Genomic DNA, 18,887 nt, shown 5'->3' with positions numbered 1-18,887 from the left:
TTCCTCCTGTCTCCGGTTGTTGTCCTCATAAGATCAATACATTCTATACTAAAAATTCACGGTAAGGCACCGTCCAGACGACATCATGTGCAAGCCGGTGTCCTTGATACCCGTCTTCACCGTAAGCTGTACCATGATCGGAAAAAGCTAGGCAATACGCAGGCCGGGCGCGTTTTCGCACCGCCTCGAACAATGGTCCAAGAGCCTCATCTACATATCGAAGTGCAGCTCTCTGAGTCTCCACCGAATCCTCCTTCGCTCCTTCTACAAAGTAACGATTGGGTCCATGAATGGCAGACACGTTCAAAAACATAAATATCTTTTCATCCGGCGCTGTCTGTTCAAGCAACTTTAATGCATGCTGTACCTGATGCTCTGTTGATTTGGGGTTGGTTACCCCAAAGTTCATTCTCCAGTAGCTCTGTTGGAAATAACCGGGCAATACTTTTGCAAGCGGATTTTTTTTCGTAAAAAAGATGACGCCGCCAATACAGATGGTACGGTAACCTTCAGCTGCGAACCCGGATACGATATCCGGTGTATCAAACAGCCAAGTGTGCGGATGTGTTTTGAGTCCGGTATTCCGGGAATGAAATAGCCTTACATGAGATGCCTTATCTGTATTGGCAGGAGTCGGCATAAAACCACCAAAAAAAGCATGGTGTGCCGCATATGTAAAACTGCCTGGGGTATGACGCTTCTCCCACGGACCCGAACCACACAGATTAGGACAATTCTCCTCTTCCAGCTTGGCTACGTCATAGCGTAACGTATCCAGCGTAATCATTAACAGATCATGGGAGCCCACAATGGTGTTCATATCAGGCATGTTGAATAGGCTCCTCCTTTCGTAAAAGTTCCATTTCCCACTCATAGGTTCCGAGGCCATGATGCTCAACCCTGTATAACAGATCTCCAAATGGATTCACATCCAGCACATAGGCACGCAGATTCGAACCACTAGTAAGCAGCACATCAATCCCGGCTGACCACGAGTTGGGAAATGCAGACATGGCTGCTTGCGCTGCCGACCGTATCAGCGACATCCGCTGTTCATCCAGGCCTGCTTCAGCAGGCAGCATACGTTCATTACGCAGATGCAGATTGGTAATTGGCGTATGGCTCAACCGCATAATCGCATGACCTGCCTGTCCACCTGCAACCAGTTGGCGAATATCATAGGCCCGCTGATCAAGCGTGGCTTTGGGCATCCATCGTTCAATCTGTGCACCTTCTACACATAACCAGTTCATCAGCGTAGCAATCTCTTCACTGCGGGTATACTTGCGTAGACGTCCTTCATTGAAGAAAATCGTCTTGCCCCGCGACTGTTCCATTCCCATCGTTGTTACAGCAATTTCATCACCCGTTCGGGGATTGACTTGATAGGCAACAACTCCTGAAGCCCCGGAGCCGTACGCAAGCTTCACAAACACACGATGCATCTCGGCAGACTTCATTGAGCTACGCAGGTCCATATAATCGCGGATTGGCTGCGAAAATTGCAGCGCCGGAGGTACATCAACTCCATGTGAAGATAGATGTTGCTGACAAGTTCTCTTGTCAAACATCAATTGGATATCGGCGGGATCATTCATGAATCGGACTTCAGACCATATCTCCCGAGACTCACGGCCGATTCGATCCAAACATGCTTTCCAGCCACGAAACCACTGGGCGGGAGCGTAGATTCTTCCCCACTCCTGTTCCAGCGCAAGTGCCTGTTCTGCGGAAAATGCTTCTGTACCCATCCCAGCCGTTAATGTTGACGAATCATTCATAGCTCCAAGGAACAGTAGTTCACGCTCCACGTCCCAATCCTCACCAGGAGCATCAATCCGAATCAGGGGTACAGGCAGATTGAAATCTACTGTATCAGCGATGGTTCGTCCGTGTCTCCAATTCTGCAGCAATTGAGCATATGGCAGTACAACCGCAGGTTTCAAACCCAATCTATGCCTAGCCTCTTGCAGCCCTTGCGTTCGTCGGTTATCAGGGTTTCCGATCAATAAAAAGGGCTGATCTTGCGTTAGATCAGGTACATCTATTGGCTGGTGCAGGCTTTCATTCATTTCCTTTACGCCTGACATCGACTATTCCGTTAACGATGGATAGCGCCAGTCATCCTCATCACTCTGTTGCTGGTCGCTAACATCTACAGATATACCCGATCGGTTCCAGCGACTGATCATTTCATTGGTCATGTAATGGTAACTTAGATCAAGATGTTTCAGTTTCTTTATTTTGTCACTGGCAAGTAACGCTTCAGCCCCTTCATCGGACAACGTTCCTTGCGATAGATCCAGTACTTCAAGTTGATCCAGAATAGGCGCATCAGCTGCTGCTTTGGCAATCTCATCCTGAATTTCACTGTCTTTCAGACCCAAGTAAACCAGCCTTGGAAATAATCCTTTTTCTAACAAAGGGAGTACATCTTCAAGTGATCCATTGAAACCATAATTATCCACACCCAGGTACAGTTCCAGTTTACGCAATTCAGGCAACTTGGCATGGGTGATTGAAGATAACACTTCTTTCGGGAGACCACCACAAATAATAATCAATTCTTCAAGCTTGGCATGCTGGAGTGGTTCCAGACTGAGGCCGCTACTGCCCATTACAGAAAATGATTTTAATTCTGGAAAGGCACCTAACAGTGGTGTGAGATTTGTCTGGATAATCCACGATACTTCACATTCTTCGAATCCCATATCTCCAATAAACAGTTTCTTCAATGACGGAAAGCTTGGAGCAGACTCGACAAGTGTACCTATGAACTCGTCAGGCGAATTTTCATAAGCCTGTCCCCAATCTCCGATGACCAGACTTTCCAATGAGCTAGCCTCCGGTTTAGCTGCCAGTTCCTTAATTAATTTTTCCATACGAATGCCGTCCTCATAATCATCGTAAGATACAACAAGCTTCACTTCTTGCATGAGTAGATCCCTCCGTTTAAGGTTCATATGTGATTCGTTAGTTTGAATGTTAACCCATACCACACAAGGCTTGCAACTTCTTCCAACTCCAGTCCCAATGAGATTCCCAATCGTGCAATGTAAACCATTTCTCATGTAGGTATAAGAACACACGTTCTAATGTGTAGTCGCAGAAATAGCTATCTTCAATTAGGTATATGGATGGACCTTCACCAAACCCGATCAAATACTTCATTTCATAGAAAAAGCGTTAATGGCGGATGAAGCATCCCATCGGAATGCTTCCGTCCTTCCATTAACGCTTTGATGTTCACATATCATGAAGTTAAATCAAGATGTTTCATTTAGTCTTAGCCTTCAAGTCTGGATACAAGCGCTCTCAGCGCATGACCACGGTGACTAATCGCTTGCTTTTGCTCAAGCGTCAGCTCTGCCATCGTCATCTCGTATTCAGGTACATAGAAGAGTGGGTCATATCCAAAACCGCCAGCACCTGCAGCTTGAGCCGTAATCCAGCCTTCCGCAGTGCCTTCTGATTCATACTTATCACCTGTTGTCGGATCGTACAGGACCAGCGCACAAACGAAACGAGCCGGACTTAGTAGCGGCTGCTCGGTGTCCTCACCGGATTTCAACGATTCCAGCGTCTCCAGCAACTTCGCATTATTCTGTGCATCCGTTGCTCCTTCGCCTGCATATCTCGCTGAATATACTCCCGGCTCACCATCCAACAGGTCTACACATAAACCTGAATCATCTGCCAGAACGGGCAAACCAAGCGCATCACCAACCGCTTTGGCTTTCTTCCAGGCATTCTCCGCAAACGTTACGCCATCTTCTACGACATCCGGCAGCTCCGGATAGTCAAACATGCTCTTAACCTCTTTGCCAAGCGGTGCGAAAGCATGAGCGAATTCACGGACTTTACCCGCATTGCGGGTTGCAACAATGAGGATTGGGCTGTCCAAACTCATCTTAGGCTTCCCCTAATCCACGCGCGCCGATCTTGAGCGCAATCGGTCCAAGCACTTCTTTTTGACGCTCGATCATTTCCAGAATTCCCTGTTCGCCCAGTTCCAACATGGCGTTCAGCTCACGGCGATCAAATGGTGCTTCCTCACCTGTTCCCTGAAGCTCGACGTATTTACCGCCACCTGTCATCACCAGATTCATGTCTACCTTGGCTTTGGAATCTTCATCATAGTTCAGATCCAGTACAGGCTGTTCACCCACAACACCCACACTTACTGCGGCAATGAAATCCGTAATCGGGAACACTTGCAGTTTGTGCTGTTGGGAGATCTTGTTCACGGCAAGCGCCAGCGCTACAAACGCACCGGTTATGGACGTTGTGCGTGTGCCTCCGTCAGCTTGAATAACATCACAGTCCAAGGTAATCGTACGCTCACCAAGAGCCTGCAGATTAACTACCGAGCGCAGTGCCCGACCAATCAGACGCTGGATTTCCATGGTGCGTCCAGTTAATTTGCCACGATTGGCTTCACGTTGGTTCCGGGTATGTGTTGCACGTGGCAACATGGAATATTCAGCTGTTACCCAGCCTTTACCCTGCCCTTTCATAAAGGGAGGTACACGTTCCTCTACTGTAGCTGTACAGATCACCTTTGTATCTCCAACTTCAATCAGTACAGAGCCCTCGGCGTATTTATTCGTGTTCACTGTTAAATTCAGCGGGCGCAGCTGTTCGCTGGTTCGTCCGTTTGATCTCATATTTTCTGCCTCCTACGACTTAAGCATCCTGTAATGTTGAACTTATTCACACTTTTAGAGATTGTTCAAAAAGCTCGCTTTTGATTACGAAAAATGCCTTAAGGCATCATCAGCATCGAATATGGAATTCAGCCGAATAAGCATAAGCTTACGAAGTATGTTTCCTTCGGAAACATTGTAGTTGCTCACGTAGTTTGCCTACGCTCCGCTACTCCATTTCTAGCTTCATCCCATCTTCTCGGTACTGAAAACCGATCTTTTTGAACACGTATTTTTACGAATCCCTTATATTTTACCAAAGAGTTCGGTTAAAAGCATCCTTAAGCATTCTCCGTTCATTAAATCGGAATTTCGTTGATATATTCAGGCTTGGAAACCGGCGCACTGTAATCCCTGTTGTCGTCACCCATGACCGTTTTTTGGCCGTTCCACTCGATCTGTACTTTGGCATCCTTGCTGGCTGTGTTCTCCGCAGTGGTTAATACGACAGATTGTAACAGCTCGCTTGGCACGATATCCCCTTCGGCAAACATATCATCTTTCAAGGCAACCGTGACCGTGCCATCCTCTGCCGTTTTGACCGATTGCAGCTCCGTTCCGCCTGTCATGACCTCTTCCAGTTCTCCATCTTTGTCAGGTCCTTTGATCAGTTCGTTCAATGCTGCCTGCACCCGATCTTCACCAGGTGTAACCAGACGTGTCACTGGAACATAATATTGGATGCCCGCTGGCGAAGCAGCGGAGAAATAGACCGTTACCGGGCTGCTGTTGGTCACAAACGTATCACCCAGATCCAGATTGATTCCCACAGCCCGATTCAGCGGTTCAGGCAACGGCGTGCTGTTCACAGGCATTTGTGTTAACTTTTTGCCATCCACCCAGATCTGCACATTCTCCACATCAGGTGTTCCCGTCAATGTCCACGTGACAGCTTCTAGCATTTTCCGTTCTTCCTTTGCATCATACTTGGCAAAATTACCCGAGAACTCAACAACCGCCAGCTTGTCATCCGTGTGAATCGTTACATTCTGCACAACCGTTCCCTGCGGGAGAACGCCCTGGAATCCTTCAGGCAGCATACCCGCATAGGCCCCGCCTGTGACAAGTGTATCCAGAGCTGTCTTTGGACTGCTTGCGTCTGTTCCAGAAGGAAGTGTCAGGGATACTGGAGCGAGCAGCCCCTGCTGGTCTTGCAGATATACCGTCGTTAACGGGAGCATTGCGAGTGCTCCATTCCCTTCGGCCGCTTGAATCATAGCTGCTTCCTGGATGGGCGGTGGTGGATCAACAGCTTCGGAAGACTGTGCTCCAAACATGCCGCAGCCTGACAATACCATAGGAATACTCAGCAGCGCTGCTGCCGATACCGTACGCAAAGAATGGATCTTTCTCATGATCACGTTCCCCCTCATCATTTTTACAGTTTGTACTACCATGTATACGAGCCTTTGTCCAAAAAATAACTAAAAGATAATAAGAAAAATGTCTATCAACGCACTTTCACGGAAGACAGACCGTGTTTAACTGAAATTTTCCATGTGGTAATCGAATTGTTCCACTTCACTGAAACTTATAATTTTATTATCTTAAAGAAACGTAAACCAGGTTAATAACGTATTAGGAAGCAAGAGTAGGGACATTGCTAACTTCAGAGGAGGAATCGCCCATGGAACATCCTGAGCAAGAAAAAATCCCTTACAGCCTGAATAGCCGCAAGGTGGCGGAGGCCACAAGGGAATGGCTGCATAAGCGGGGCGTCACGATCCCTGAGATCGCAGAGCTGGTCATGTTATTGCAACAAAAATATTATCCAGGTCTTACGATGAAAGAATGTATCGAAAATGTGGAGATGGTTCTCCGTAAACGTGAGGTACAGAATGCTGTTCTGACCGGAATTCAGCTTGATATTCTGGCAGAACAGGGGCAACTCATATCTCCTTTGCAGGAGATGATTGAGAACGATGAAGGATTGTATGGCGTGGATGAGATTTTGGCATTCTCCATCGTCAATGTATATGGCAGTATTGGATTTACGAATTATGGTTATGTGGACAAGCTGAAACCAGGGGTGCTTGAACGACTGAATGACAAGAGCCTGGGCCCTGTCCACACGTTCTTCGATGATATTGTCGGTGCGATTGCATCAGCAGCGAGCAGTCGGATCGCCCATCGCAAACAATCCGAGCTTGAAGAAGCACTGGGAGAAAAACCTGTTAGTGATGACGCCGTATAATGCGTAAATCGTTTCATAAATGAAGCCATGTGGAACATTGGACTGTGTATGGGTGCTTCGTGAAAGAATTGTTTGAGGAAATAACTATTTATGGAAAAAGCGGCCAGATGGCCGCTTTTTTGCATGTGTAAGATACTTTTCGATCATCAACATGTTATTATTTCAGATGTTTAGGTCGTACCGTTCCCACCAAACCAAAACCTTCAACCCAATTCTGCTCGGAAGGTGAACCAGATGTTGCACGTTTCGGTCCAATCGTGATTTCCGGGCCTTTACGCTCTCGCAACATGCCACGTAGCACGGTGATACCGAGAATGCTGAGTCCGGTAAATACATATATCATCCGCATGATGATGTTGCCAGAATCCGTTCCGGTAACCATGCCGTGAACCAGCAGACCAATGAACACCGGATAGGACAACATGTGGAACATGAACCACCATTTACGGCCCAGCTTGTTCCGCAGATCACTGGATAACAGGACAATCACTAATCCGTAGAAGGCTAACGTTCCCAGACCACTGCCGATCGGATGTACGGAGGCGGTAAAAGGAATCAGAAGTTCTCCCCAGGTAAATGGGCTGTAATGATCAATATATAACGTTAATGCGTGCACGAGTCCAAATCCGAAGGCGAGCCAGGTCGTTCGGGTATGCCATTTGAACATGGCTGCTTTTGGTTTGCCTTTGGCCATAGGCATCCCTTGCGCAATACCCAGAAACACACCGGCAAAGAGCAACACATAAGCAGCAATTCCACTAATTCGAATGATATTCCACGTTGGCAGGTAATCTACAATCCATTGTGCCATAACCGGCTCCCCCATATCTGTTAGACTTGTCCTCGTTTATAATAGACTGAAGCGATGATCCGGATCAAAACCGGGCCAGTGCTCAGCAAGCGTATCCGTATTCCCTCTAAAATAATTACTCCCATCCCGTGTCATCCACAGGACGTCATGCCGATCGTAATGTCGGTTTAACCAGCCCACCGCCTCGGCACTCCCCAGAATGCATACCGTCTTGGCAATGATCTCGCATTGCGAGGCATGCTGTCCCAGAACGGTACACTGCAATACGTCCGTATCTGCCGGCTCCATCGTCCGGGGGTCAATGAGGTGGTGTGCAAAGCTTCCATCCGTATTCTGCCATTGTCTGCGGGAAATACCCGAAGTGGCAACAGCTCCTCGCTGTAAACGGATCGCTCCCGACATAGCACCCTGATTCTGCAAAGGATCTGCTACTTGCAAGGTCCATTGGGAATGGTCTGGTGAACCCCATACTTGAATATCTCCACCCGCGTTAATCAAACCCGCTGGAATATACAATGTTCGCTGCAACCAGTCTGCGATACGCTCTACTGCCCAGCCCTTAACAATGCCTCCCAAGTCCAACTCAGCTCCGGGGTCCAGATGAACCATCCGGCTACCTTCCCGCTGGATCCAGCTCGGACGGCTGTGATCATATCGATCTTCCATCCAGCCTGATGATTCAGGTGTTCTCGTTCGCAATACACGTTCAATTAATGGACGTTTCAATTGTCGTTGCTGCACCTTCTCGAAGCTTAGATCATATCCCGAAGCCTGAAGAGCCTGCGAGATACCCGGTTGAAAAATCCCTTCGGTCAGGCCAATATATCCATAGGCCAAACTCAAAACTTCATCCATCGAAGCGGAGATGGGCATCCATCCGGTTGAAGCATTCAAACGATTCAGTTCACTGTCTGCAACAAATCGGCTGAAGCGCTGCTCCTGCGTCTCAAACCAATTCTTCACCACGGTTGCTGCATGTTCAGCTTCTTCCCGCCCAGCTGACAGTTGCACTTCAACATCCGTGTTCATCGCACGGAATTGAAATCGGAGCGGACGAGCAACTTGCTCCGTGCGGCTCATGATGCACCTGTACGTGACTGATAGTTGCCACTGCTGTATCCGGAGTCTGTACCCTGGTTATTTTGCCCGATACGCTGAGAATCTGAATAATTCCCCTCGTTACTCGTGCTCTGATCTGGCCGAGCTGCTTGTGTGCTATCGGATGTTCCATTATATTGACTATCATTATTGTCATTGTCCTGCGTGTTCCAGTTGTTGCTGTCCGTTGTACTGTTGATCCATTCATCCATCACATCATCATGCGTATCCACTTGGCTTGAAGCAGTAACGCTTGTATCTGTGCCATTTGCTGCTGCATAGGCCACATCAAAGGCATCCGAAGTTCTTACATATTGAAAAAGTGCAGCCACAGTCAACGTTGCTGCCGCTGAAGCTTGCCATTTTCTCCATTGATTCCGTTTTCTTCTGGTCATCGCTCTTCCCTGCTTTCTTTAGGGTGTGTCTTAAGACACGCCCTAGCGAAGTTCATAGATGTATCATAGGCGCGCTGGCTTAAAAATAGATGAATGAACCGTTAAGAGAGGCTAAAAAGGCCCAGAACAGGTGAATTTCCTGTCCCGAGCCTCTATATAAGATCGTATTATCATTTCATATCGATATCATCATTCCGTTTAGATTTAAAAATAGAACGTGCCATCCGGTTGCTGCTCTTGCTTCACTAGTTCGCGTCGAATTAACTCCTGCAAATGGGCTAACGTCTCACTCATGGCAAACCGCAGTTGATGGGTACCCAGCCGATTGCCAAACATGTGCACACAGATGTCATAAGCATTCGCCGGTGACTCCTGAATTCGTTCCGTCATCTTCTGAAGACGTTCCTCGTGATGAGCCAGCAATTGAACTGTCCGTTCGTTGAACTGGGCAAAAGGATTCCGATGCCCTGGATACGCCTGCTTGACATCCAGCTCCCCGAGACGTTGCAATCCTTCCATATAAGATAATAATGGCTGAGGGTCACTGCCGGGTTGCAGACTAATATTCGGTGAAATCTGTGGCAAAACTGCATCTCCGCACAGAATCTCCATGGACTCCGGCGCATAAAAGGATAAATGGCCTGGGGCATGTCCACCCGTCTCCACAGCAACCCAACGTTTCCCGCCCATATTAAGCCACTCGCCATCTTCAATGGGTGTCACCTTCGGAAGTGGTGTGATCTGCGAAGTAAATGCCTTCATATGTTCATGTATCTGCTCAGTCTTGTCTTCCGGCATACCATGACGACCATAATAATCAGGTAATATTGTATTGATGCGTGAATCAGGTCCCCACATATAATCGGCCTCTTGGCGGGAGCGTGTGGACATTCGAACGGGTGCCCCCGTCATCTGTTGCATCCAACCCGACAACCCAAGATGATCGGGGTGATGGTGGGTGAGTACAATTTGACGAATATCGCTAAAGGTCAGGCCGAGATCTGCCAGCGCTTCACTCCACTCCTGTTCTGTTTCCGAATTACGCGGTCCCGGATCTATAATAGTTATCTTCCCATCCGGTTCTGAAAACACATAACTGTTCACCCATCGTAAGGGAAACGACATGCTGATCTTGACCCGGTGCATGCCCTCTGTCATGGGCATCTCTTCTGTGCGCTTCATGTTATCCCCCTTCCAGACTGTCTCTGTTCACTCCACAGGACGACGACCAACAAAAATCATGCGCGGAGAAGTCTGCTCGTCATATTTCTCTTCGTCATAGCCGCCATGTACCTGATCTACCCGGAGTCCGGCGGCACTTAACATCTGACTCAGTTGTTCCCGTGTGTACAACTTCACACGTTCCTGATATACCCGCGGTTCATGTCCGGATGCAGTATCCGTAATACGAATTTCCTTTTGCACAAATCCATCCTCAATCTTGCGGAACTCCTCAATTCGCTGTCCTTCATCCTCTCGGACGGAGTGCGGTACCAGATGCCGAGTCACATAAGCCGTATTCATAAAATCAATAATATAGCTGCCACCCGGGCGAAGCATGCGATGAATGGCACGTAATACTTTCAGTTGTTCTCCGTCCTCCAGGAAATAACCAAACGATGTGAACAGATTAACTACAGCGTCGAAGCCACCTTTCAGCGGCAGTTCACGCATGTCCGCATGACACCACGATATTCGGTGTTCGGTGTCCATTAGGCGCGCTTCATGTAGAAGCACATCGGACAGATCAACTCCGGTCACTCGCAATCCTGCGTCAGCAAGTGCCATGGAGTGCCGTCCCATACCGCAGCATAGATCCAATACTTCAGAATTGGGCTCAAGCTTCAACCAATTAATCATTTTATGTACTTCCTGATGGGCACCCTGCACATCCCGGTGCTTGTATACGAGAAGATAATCTTCTCCAAAACTCTTTTCATACCATTCCGTCATCCATTCTCGCCCTCCACTTGGTCACTGGCTCTCTATCTGTAGTAAGCTATGTACAGGCCTGATCATTTCTCCTAGCTTTAATGTATTGTAACGTCTTTATTCTGCAAACTCAAAAAATTCCAGTGATTTTCCAACATTGAAGAGCCAAAATGCACACGATATAATGTTAGACATACGCCTGTAAATCGGTTAATTATAAGAGGTTGTTCAAAAAGCAACAGGAGGTGTTCTTATGATTCACATCGGACTTACCGGATGGGGGGATCAGGAAGATCTCTATCCAAACCGTACCAAAGCCAAAGACAAGCTCAGTCTATACGGACAGTACTTCTCCACCGTGGAGGTGGATAGTTCTTTCTACGCCGTTCAGCCGCGGGATCGAATGGCACGGTGGGTTGCAGAGACGCCCGAATCCTTTGCTTTTATCATCAAAGCCTATCAGGGAATGACCGGACATCTGCGAGGCAAACCATACTTCACCAGCACGTCGGAGATGTATAAGGCTTTTCGGGAATCACTGGAACCGGTCATTGAAGCCGGCAAGATGCAGGCAGCCTTGTTTCAATATCCGCCTTGGTTTGAGTGCAATAAAGACAACGTGAAAGAGCTTCGTGAAGTGAAACTGAGAATGGAAGGTATTCCGTGTGCCCTCGAATTCCGTCATCGTAGCTGGTATGAAGGTGACATGCCAGAGCGCACGCTTTCGTTCCTGAAAGAGCAAGGCTGGATTCACAGCGTCTGTGACGAACCTCAGGCAGGTCTAGGTTCTATCCCCATCGTGCCACAGGCGACGGATTCCGAGATGACGCTGGTGCGCATGCACGGACGCAATGTATCCGGGTGGCATCAGAATGGTGCGCCTAATTGGCGCGAGACCCGTTATTTATACCGTTACAACAAGGAAGAATTGTTGGAGTGGAAAGGATATCTGGAGCAATTGCAGGAGCAGAGCAAGGATGTCTATGTTATTTTCAATAACAACTCCGGTGGAGATGCAGCGGCGAATGCCCAGATGATGATGGACCTGCTGGATCAGCCGGTGAAACCTTTCCCTGACCGTACTGAACCGGAGAAGGAAGAAGGACCAGAGCAACTGGAATTATTTTGACTCGTGTAAAAGACGGAGTTACTCACATTATAGGGTGAAGATACGTGAGTGTTATTGCTATCATGCAGATCGGATTCGAAATTGGAAACAAACTAAAAGCGGCAAGCCCGAGGGCTTTGCCGCTTTCTTTAGCTGGTAATCTACCTATAGAAGGCTATCCACAAATATCCGTTCAGTTGCGTCAAACATCAGCGCTGCGTGGCTGTAACCGAAGAATCGATATGCGCCTCACGGAGCTGCTGGTTCATTTTATGCGCTTCAATGCCAGCCAACAGCACAATGCCGATCCCATGGGTATCGTTCAGATTCCATCCCAGATCATCGCGATAATACAAGGCGGTAAACGAGTACCCGGAACCGCGGCATACCCCGTATATATTGCCTTTATAGTCAATCGACAAACGTGTCATACCTTCCCATCCTTTGCGCACTGCCTCCAGATAGGGCTCTGGCTGTTCCAGCCAGCCTTCCCGAATACCACGGGCATAAGCGTAGATGAACATGGACGTGCAGGAGGTTTCTTCATACGAATCCGGGCGGTTCAGCACCTGATGCCATAGTCCATTTTCCCCTTGCAGCGCCAAATAACCTTCACTTAAATCACGATAGAACTGTAATAGTTCCGACCGTTTCACATGATCATGTGGCAGGATGGATAACAATTCGGTTAATGAAAAGAGCACCCAGCCGTTCCCGCGTCCCCACGGAATACCTGTAGCCCGACCACGCACAAAATCATACACATGGGACATGATCTGTTGTTCGGGAAGGTAGAGGTATTTACGGAACATCAGGAACTGATTGACCGCATCATCCCAATACGTCGCATCTCCTGTCAACTGACCATAACGCATCAGAAAAGGTGTACTCATGTACAAGTCATCACACCACATCGTCTCCTGACGCATCTCTCCACTGCCGCGAACCCGGTAAAAGGCACCATCCTCCAAACGTTCCTGCTCATCCGTAATGTAGCCCGCAATCCGATCCGCAGTATCTCTTCCCCCACGAATATCGCCCAACTCCATCGCAGCGAGCAGTGTAGATCCAAACGAACCGCAATCATCCAGACTGTCGATGGCAGACAGCTGATTATTAATCCCTGCCGCACCGTAGCCTTCCCGATCCCACAGACCATAGCGGTCAAATGAAGTGCTCAGTTCAATATGTTGCCGCACATACTGAATGTAATCATCCCGTCCCAATTCCTGTCCCGTCTGTAGCAGTCCAAGCAGGGTAACGCCAAGCGGATAATTCCACTTTCCGTAATGTGTATTCTCCAGGTAAGGACGGACATGGGTGTCGGGAAGATCTACCCGCCAATACACACCTTGTGCGCCATCATCAAATACGGTATCGGTTCGCACGATGTCGGCATGCGATGGTTCAGCACCGGGAGCAAACACACCCGTGTACAGCCAGGGGTTAGAACATCCCGCAACCGGATGAGGCGATTTCAGTCTCCAGCCTTTGGAATCCGAACGCTCGGCATATTCCAACGTGAATCCCCATGAGCCGCCGACTGCCTGAATTTCACCTTTCGCCACCAGATCGGATGTACCGTAACGGCGAGGAAGTTCAACGCGGAAATTACCGCTGCTTCCAGCAGAGTATACTTCCGTGCCATCCACATACAGGGTCAAAGCTCCATCATGACGACCTTTTAAAATAACTGGTGATGTTCCTGGCAAAGTTACATCCAATCTGGACCAGGCGTAGGCAACAGCAGGCTTTTCTGTACCAAAGATGCGGGCAAAAGAACCCATGCTCTGCTCCTCATCTGTCCAGCCCCTGCGCGGATACCAGGTAAGACCCGTTTCTTCTTCTGTCATGCCGTCACAAGGAAGTGATAATACAGGTTCATCGACGGGTTCCGAATATAACCAGCCCTCCTGACCCTGACGATCTGCCCCAGGAGTGAGGAAGTGCAGCGGGAAATTTTTGAACGAGGCTGTTCCGTAGATACCGCCGAATCCCACTTCTGTTTTGACAAAACACAGCAATACATCATTCCAGCCATAGTTCACGGAAATCGGAATCTGGGTTCTTCGCTCGGGAAATAATTCCTGCAACAGCTCAGACTTGAATACCTCTTCACCGTTCACGGAAATCGTCACCGGACTATAACAGTTCAAGCCCGTATTTAACGTTGTATTCTGCTCGCTCCATAACTTGCCCCATACATACACGTACTGCCCTGCATGCGCCCCAACGCATTTCTCATTCAGATTCAGGTTGTAACGATAGTCCCCTAGCCTGCGAAAACCTCCCTGATGATAAGCTTTGAACAAAAAGGAATGTTTCGGATGATCGCCAATATAACGCTGAGCCACCGTAGTTAATATATCCGGAATTGAATCGTATACCTTGCCTGCAATCGCCTCGTTCTCATGAAAATAACGAATGATCGTCAGCTCCCTTCCCTATACCTTGATTCGTTCGCTTAGCCGCAATGTCTCTCCGCCCTGCACTTCAACAACCTGCTGATCTGCGGTGAACCAAACCGGGATGGCAGACGGATTATGGATGATGGAGCGATCTGCTGAACACTCCAATCGTTGCACCGCTTTCCAATAGGCAATCACTTCGATGTTCGTGGCATACCAGATATCGTCCCTGCCGCCAATCTGCTCACCAAACTGTTCGATGATCTCCCAGTTGTCGTTGTCATTGAACTCATAACTGTGACCCCAGACGTAGAGTAATAGTGGCGTACCTGTTTTGGAATGTTGGATAAAACGTTTGGCATGCCCCGCCAGATCATGGTTATGATGACACGTCGGATGCCATTCAAGGGGTCGTTCTGGCAACGTGTATCTGCCATGTGATTCAACGGTACGGGCATAATCAATGCCAAGCCACTCCAGCTTTGTACTTAACGCACGGTCGTACCCTCCGTTGGGATAAGCCATGCCTCGTACCGGATAACCGACAACCTGCTCCAATGCTTTTCGGTCTTCGATAATCTCTTCGGTCAATAGTTCATTCGGAACATAAGGCAGCGTAGGGTGAGTAACCGTGTGAACGGCTACTTCATGCCCCGTATAAAGTTCAGCGACTTCCCCAGCCTCAATGCGGCCTGGATTACCCAGGGTACCGGAGTTCAGATTAAAGGTTCCCCGCAGACCATACCGATTACAGATTTCCACCAGTCTGCGATCATGCACCACTCCATCGTCATAACTGAGCGTTAACGCTTTCATCACACCACCTGGATAGCGGTCAAACTGAATACGATGTCCCATTCCTTACTTCCACTCCTTTATCCCAATTCTTCAACAGGTACATGACCTGCATCCTGTAATCGATGATGTTCTGAATCAAAATACGTACCTTCCAGCAGGCCAATTAATGTGTTCGTGATCCGTACTTCAATGTCGTTGTCTCCCGGACGCAACCAGGAGGCCTCTCCTTTCCAACGATACGGAGACCAGCATCTCACACCCAGACTATGTCCGTTCACCCGCACTTCCGTCACATCCTGCACCCGCCAATCGCTAAATTCTAATTCAAACGAGGTAATATCTTCCCCTGGCTCATCCAGCCAGAACGTGCGTTTATAACTCATTTCCCCGGCAAAATGGGGATACAGCGGCTGCGGTTCTGGTCCGATACAAAGGGCCGTGTCCGACTCCCGCACGAGCGAAGCCATGCCTTCATGATGGAACTCCACGCCGAATCTTCCCTGTAGATACAAGGGATCCACAATGCCATCCTCATCTTTCGTTACCTGTACGATGACCGTCATTTCGTTGAGACCGCTGTGCAGCAACTCCGTAATCTCACAAGCAATGTTATTGTGGTCGGTTATTTCGATTGGATCGAATTGTTCCTTTTCAAGTGGTTGCCCATTAATCTCCATGGACCAACTGCCCGAGATCGCCGCTCTATCCATAAATAACAAACATGCAGGCAATGCCGTTCTTAGCTCAAATGTAGTCGTATATCGACATTCGATGGGATAGGCTAAGGATGCTTTTTTCGGTGTGCCAAATACCTGATTAAACTGGACTGACAGATGCTGCTGCTCCGATAATTCTGCCGCCTGATCAATAAACGGTTTCACAGCTACATGCTGGCTTTCCAGAATCACACCATTAACATTGGAAGCCTGAAGATGGAATTGTCCCATTCGCAAAATGTTAGGTTGCACCGTTTCGAGTCGCCATGGCCCTTCCGAAGGGACCATGATCTTACAGGCTTGATTAGCTCCTGCCAATACATCCGTTACGAACGTCGAACCCGTTTTGTCTGTTACATCCACCTTCGTTGTTAATGCCTCTTCCTTCGCAGGTTGTAAAGTAAGACGAACAGCATGCGCTTCATAAGGCGCCAGCGTTAGTGAAATGCACCATTCCCCGCCACTGCTCGTATACGGCAATGTCTGAAGCTGCCCTGTCTCCAGATCAAGTCGTTCTGCCACCAGACAAGCACCCTCTGTCAGCTCCGTTCCATCCCACAACTGCCTGGTGACCAGCTTCAATTGTCCCTTCAGGTCCTGACCCTCCTGATTGGTCAAGAAAACCATATGCTCTCCAGCCGACAATTCACGGGTGTGCATCAGCAGGGAGGCACTTTCCTCCTCCATGATCCAACAGATGGGTTCCGGCAATACCTGATCGAGCAGGAGAGAGATTAGCTCCAGCGAAAAGTCATCTCCCTGCCCCGTTCCTGCGGGTAGAAAATAGGCATTCCCCTCACCCTGATGCCACATGGTTTCACGGTTATCGTGATCTGTTGTCACGTTACGGCCCCAGTACACCTCTTGCGGCTGCTCGCCCGCACCAAAGAACTGGGCAGCTTCATCTCCCTCTGGACTTCCCTGCTGAATCGCAATATGCGGAGGCATCCCAACAGAGATGACAGTTCCTCCCTGCCGAACAAATCGCTTCACCTGTTCCCAGGCCACGGCCTCCAGATTCAGCATCGGTGGCAGAATTAATACGTCATAACGGGCAACGCCGATCTGAATGATGCCATCCGTTAAGTCAGCTTCAGCCAACAATTCGGGATCAAGGTGATCATAGTCACGTCTGTTTTCGAGCAGATGTGTCGTGATCCTCATCCAGTCCTTCGTCAGGCGCTCCAGTTGCACCCGTTCTGCTTCGTCCTCGCCGCTATACTCAAATCCATGCAGCGGATTACCCATCAGACTCCAGAATGTCGTCGTTGGGTCAAGTACAGCAATTCGAATGTCTGCTGCTCCAGTGCTCATGAGATAGCTCAAACGTCCGGTGTAATCCCCCAACTGCCGGAAATGCTTCCAGTAGGGATTCTGTAAAAATTGAGACGGCGGTGCGTCATGCTTCGCAAGCCCACCAATCGTATAGAAAAAGGCGTGAAAGTTATAAAAATTGGTGCCCATGGCGGCCATTCGATCAATCATCCACTTGGCATCCTGTAGCGTCATGGACCAGCCTACACTGTGAAAACATTCAATCAGATTGCGGCTTCGGCCCAATTGCCGGGCAAGCGAACTGACCATCTTGGGATTGTCACGCATCTTTTGACCATACCGTTCCAGAATCCACGATAAGGATCGTCCAATTTTCTCATGTGCTGAATCACCACCTGGCATATGGCTGAACAACTGGGTCGTCATCCGTACACCAGGCACTTCAGCCGCGTACTGGATTCCTGCTTCCTCACACCAGTCATGCACCTGTTTGTGATAGGACTCCCTGAGAAGCAGGTGTAGGGACTGATAGTAGTCATACCGAATCCGATGCGCGTCCGGAACATCACCATATAACAGGGCCGGTAGGGAATCGATCAGACTATAACCACAACGCTCTCTGAAATAACGGGGAAGCTGTGGTGACCAGGGGATACGGCCCAGCGGTGCAATCTCATCCGAGAACATACCTTTGATTACGCTTTCAAATTGATCTCCAACCGCTGACTTATAACGCTCATGTGTCAGTTCAATAAAACGACTCATCGCTTCCTTGTGGCAAGGATCAACAAAGTTGCCGTAATATTTGAAATCGTCGATCTCCATTTCTTGAAATATAATCAACTCCCAATCACCCGGGGGAACATCCCACAACAAGCGGAACGCTGTTCGGTAGGTGAAGAACCGCTTGCGGTTATACGATGTGAGTCCAGTCTCCTGATACACCTGATCGGTCTGGATATTGCCGATTTTGCTGCGCAAGTCAATGGATTCATGCCACAACCGTTTGCCCTGTTCATCCTTGGGAATCGCCTTGGCAACCAAGACTCGTCCCCATGGCAACTCCAGATCCACAGCTTCTCCGCCCTGAACCACCAACTGATGATGCACGAGCTCACGCTGCTTCGCTTCAGGGAAATCAAGGGTCACTTCCCCACCAGCCATCCCACTTGGATATGGATATTCGTCATATAACCATACTTGCATGCCGTGAGCATCCGCCGCTTCCACTGCAATCCGAACCTTATCAAACCACGCTTCCGACAGATAGGGAATTTGCAGTCCCTGACGTGGACAGATGAAGAATCCACCTACACCTTGCGCCGCCATCTCAGCCACTTGCCGCTTAATCTGTTCTTCTTCCATATCCCCGTTCCAGAACCAAAAGGGATGGACCCTGTACTGCGCCTCGGGATTTTCAAAAGCATCCCCGTTCCACATGTTGCC

At 48.8% G+C, this 18,887-nt stretch carries 16 protein-coding genes; 2 read left to right on the top strand and 14 right to left on the bottom strand.

Annotation, left to right across the window (positions count from 1 at the left end):
- Positions 1–43 precede the first annotated feature (43 nt).
- The 6 genes from C161_RS24930 to C161_RS24905 all read right to left on the bottom strand — a co-directional run bounded on the left by C161_RS24930 (position 44) and on the right by C161_RS24905 (position 6,061).
- A complete protein-coding gene (locus C161_RS24930) occupies positions 44–829 on the bottom strand; it encodes an STM4013/SEN3800 family hydrolase (protein WP_036673514.1) in 786 nt (261 codons plus the stop codon).
- Positions 822–2,090, bottom strand: a complete 1,269-nt coding sequence (locus C161_RS24925) for an STM4014 family protein (protein ID WP_235193927.1) — start codon at positions 2,088–2,090, stop codon at positions 822–824. The genes C161_RS24930 and C161_RS24925 overlap by 8 nt, the downstream gene beginning before the upstream one ends.
- A 3-nt stretch (positions 2,091–2,093) precedes the next feature.
- A complete protein-coding gene (locus C161_RS24920) occupies positions 2,094–2,936 on the bottom strand; it encodes an STM4015 family protein (protein ID WP_036673512.1) in 843 nt (280 codons plus the stop codon).
- Positions 2,937–3,286: 350 nt separating this feature from the next.
- A complete protein-coding gene (locus C161_RS24915) occupies positions 3,287–3,910 on the bottom strand; it encodes an XTP/dITP diphosphatase (RefSeq protein ID WP_017692573.1) in 624 nt (207 codons plus the stop codon).
- A gap of 1 nt (position 3,911) precedes the next feature.
- Positions 3,912–4,667 (bottom strand): ribonuclease PH, encoded by a 756-nt coding sequence (gene rph / locus C161_RS24910; RefSeq protein WP_017692572.1) that lies wholly within the window; start codon positions 4,665–4,667, stop codon positions 3,912–3,914.
- 338 nt (positions 4,668–5,005) lie between these two features.
- Positions 5,006–6,061: a GerMN domain-containing protein gene (locus C161_RS24905; RefSeq protein WP_036673510.1), complete on the bottom strand. Its 1,056-nt coding sequence runs from the start codon at positions 6,059–6,061 to the stop codon at positions 5,006–5,008.
- A 272-nt stretch (positions 6,062–6,333) separates the two neighbouring features.
- On the opposite strand from C161_RS24905, the gene C161_RS24900 reads away from it, so the two are divergent.
- The gene (locus tag C161_RS24900) at positions 6,334–6,900 is read left to right on the top strand and encodes a phosphatidylglycerophosphatase A family protein (RefSeq protein WP_036673507.1); all 567 of its coding nucleotides are present in this window, start codon (positions 6,334–6,336) and stop codon (positions 6,898–6,900) included.
- 157 nt (positions 6,901–7,057) lie between these two features.
- Here C161_RS24900 and C161_RS24895 read toward each other — a convergent pair whose 3' ends face one another.
- The 5 genes from C161_RS24895 to C161_RS24875 all read right to left on the bottom strand — a co-directional run bounded on the left by C161_RS24895 (position 7,058) and on the right by C161_RS24875 (position 11,157).
- Entirely contained in the window at positions 7,058–7,711 is a 654-nt protein-coding gene (locus C161_RS24895; RefSeq protein WP_051449929.1) for a ferric reductase-like transmembrane domain-containing protein, read from the bottom strand.
- Between the two features lie 36 nt (positions 7,712–7,747).
- On the bottom strand, positions 7,748–8,791 hold the full coding sequence (locus C161_RS31715) for an FAD:protein FMN transferase (protein ID WP_051449928.1): 1,044 nt from the start codon (positions 8,789–8,791) through the stop codon (positions 7,748–7,750).
- Positions 8,788–9,204, bottom strand: coding sequence for a hypothetical protein (locus C161_RS24885; protein WP_036673499.1), 417 nt, complete (start codon positions 9,202–9,204; stop codon positions 8,788–8,790). Before C161_RS24885 ends, C161_RS31715 begins: the two co-directional genes overlap by 4 nt.
- A gap of 204 nt (positions 9,205–9,408) precedes the next feature.
- Positions 9,409–10,386, bottom strand: coding sequence for an MBL fold metallo-hydrolase (locus tag C161_RS24880; RefSeq protein WP_036673497.1), 978 nt, complete (start codon positions 10,384–10,386; stop codon positions 9,409–9,411).
- 27 nt (positions 10,387–10,413) lie between these two features.
- Complete coding sequence (locus tag C161_RS24875; protein ID WP_036673495.1) at positions 10,414–11,157, bottom strand: class I SAM-dependent methyltransferase; 744 nt, start codon at positions 11,155–11,157, stop codon at positions 10,414–10,416.
- Positions 11,158–11,389: 232 nt separating this feature from the next.
- Between C161_RS24875 and C161_RS24870 the strand changes: the two genes are divergently transcribed.
- Entirely contained in the window at positions 11,390–12,265 is an 876-nt protein-coding gene (locus C161_RS24870) for a DUF72 domain-containing protein (RefSeq protein ID WP_036673493.1), read from the top strand.
- 188 nt (positions 12,266–12,453) lie between these two features.
- Here C161_RS24870 and C161_RS24865 read toward each other — a convergent pair whose 3' ends face one another.
- The 3 genes from C161_RS24865 to C161_RS24855 all read right to left on the bottom strand — a co-directional run bounded on the left by C161_RS24865 (position 12,454) and on the right by C161_RS24855 (position 18,881).
- Positions 12,454–14,598, bottom strand: a complete 2,145-nt coding sequence (locus tag C161_RS24865; RefSeq protein WP_235193926.1) for a glycoside hydrolase family 88/105 protein — start codon at positions 14,596–14,598, stop codon at positions 12,454–12,456.
- A gap of 90 nt (positions 14,599–14,688) precedes the next feature.
- Positions 14,689–15,510 carry a polysaccharide deacetylase family protein gene (locus tag C161_RS24860; protein ID WP_036673490.1) on the bottom strand — a complete coding sequence of 274 codons (822 nt, stop codon included), beginning with the start codon at positions 15,508–15,510 and terminating at the stop codon, positions 14,689–14,691.
- A gap of 17 nt (positions 15,511–15,527) precedes the next feature.
- Positions 15,528–18,881: a glycosyl hydrolase gene (locus tag C161_RS24855; RefSeq protein ID WP_036673489.1), complete on the bottom strand. Its 3,354-nt coding sequence runs from the start codon at positions 18,879–18,881 to the stop codon at positions 15,528–15,530.
- Between the last annotated feature and the right edge of the window lie 6 nt (positions 18,882–18,887).

It is taken from the genome of Paenibacillus sp. FSL R5-192, from assembly GCF_000517845.1.
Lineage (GTDB): Bacteria > Bacillota > Bacilli > Paenibacillales > Paenibacillaceae > Paenibacillus > Paenibacillus amylolyticus.
Note: the sequence above shows the minus strand (reverse complement) of the source record. Positions and strands in the feature narration are given on the sequence as shown.

Excerpts from the sequence above, each read along its gene's own strand:
- rph (WP_017692572.1), bottom strand. The coding sequence starts at position 4,667 with ATGAGATCAAACGGACGAACCAGCGAACAGCTGCGCCCGCTGAATTTA.
- C161_RS24925 (WP_235193927.1), bottom strand. The coding sequence starts at position 2,090 with ATGTCAGGCGTAAAGGAAATGAATGAAAGCCTGCACCAGCCAATAGAT.
- C161_RS24920 (WP_036673512.1), bottom strand. The coding sequence starts at position 2,936 with ATGCAAGAAGTGAAGCTTGTTGTATCTTACGATGATTATGAGGACGGC.
- C161_RS24870 (WP_036673493.1), top strand. The coding sequence starts at position 11,390 with ATGATTCACATCGGACTTACCGGATGGGGGGATCAGGAAGATCTCTAT.
- C161_RS24915 (WP_017692573.1), bottom strand. The coding sequence starts at position 3,910 with ATGAGTTTGGACAGCCCAATCCTCATTGTTGCAACCCGCAATGCGGGT.
- C161_RS24930 (WP_036673514.1), bottom strand. The coding sequence starts at position 829 with ATGCCTGATATGAACACCATTGTGGGCTCCCATGATCTGTTAATGATT.
- C161_RS24855 (WP_036673489.1), bottom strand. The coding sequence starts at position 18,881 with ATGTGGAACGGGGATGCTTTTGAAAATCCCGAGGCGCAGTACAGGGTC.
- C161_RS24880 (WP_036673497.1), bottom strand. The coding sequence starts at position 10,386 with ATGAAGCGCACAGAAGAGATGCCCATGACAGAGGGCATGCACCGGGTC.
- C161_RS31715 (WP_051449928.1), bottom strand. The coding sequence starts at position 8,791 with ATGAGCCGCACGGAGCAAGTTGCTCGTCCGCTCCGATTTCAATTCCGT.
- C161_RS24860 (WP_036673490.1), bottom strand. The coding sequence starts at position 15,510 with ATGGGACATCGTATTCAGTTTGACCGCTATCCAGGTGGTGTGATGAAA.
- C161_RS24895 (WP_051449929.1), bottom strand. The coding sequence starts at position 7,711 with ATGGCACAATGGATTGTAGATTACCTGCCAACGTGGAATATCATTCGA.
- C161_RS24875 (WP_036673495.1), bottom strand. The coding sequence starts at position 11,157 with ATGACGGAATGGTATGAAAAGAGTTTTGGAGAAGATTATCTTCTCGTA.
- C161_RS24905 (WP_036673510.1), bottom strand. The coding sequence starts at position 6,061 with ATGAGAAAGATCCATTCTTTGCGTACGGTATCGGCAGCAGCGCTGCTG.
- C161_RS24885 (WP_036673499.1), bottom strand. The coding sequence starts at position 9,204 with ATGACCAGAAGAAAACGGAATCAATGGAGAAAATGGCAAGCTTCAGCG.
- C161_RS24900 (WP_036673507.1), top strand. The coding sequence starts at position 6,334 with ATGGAACATCCTGAGCAAGAAAAAATCCCTTACAGCCTGAATAGCCGC.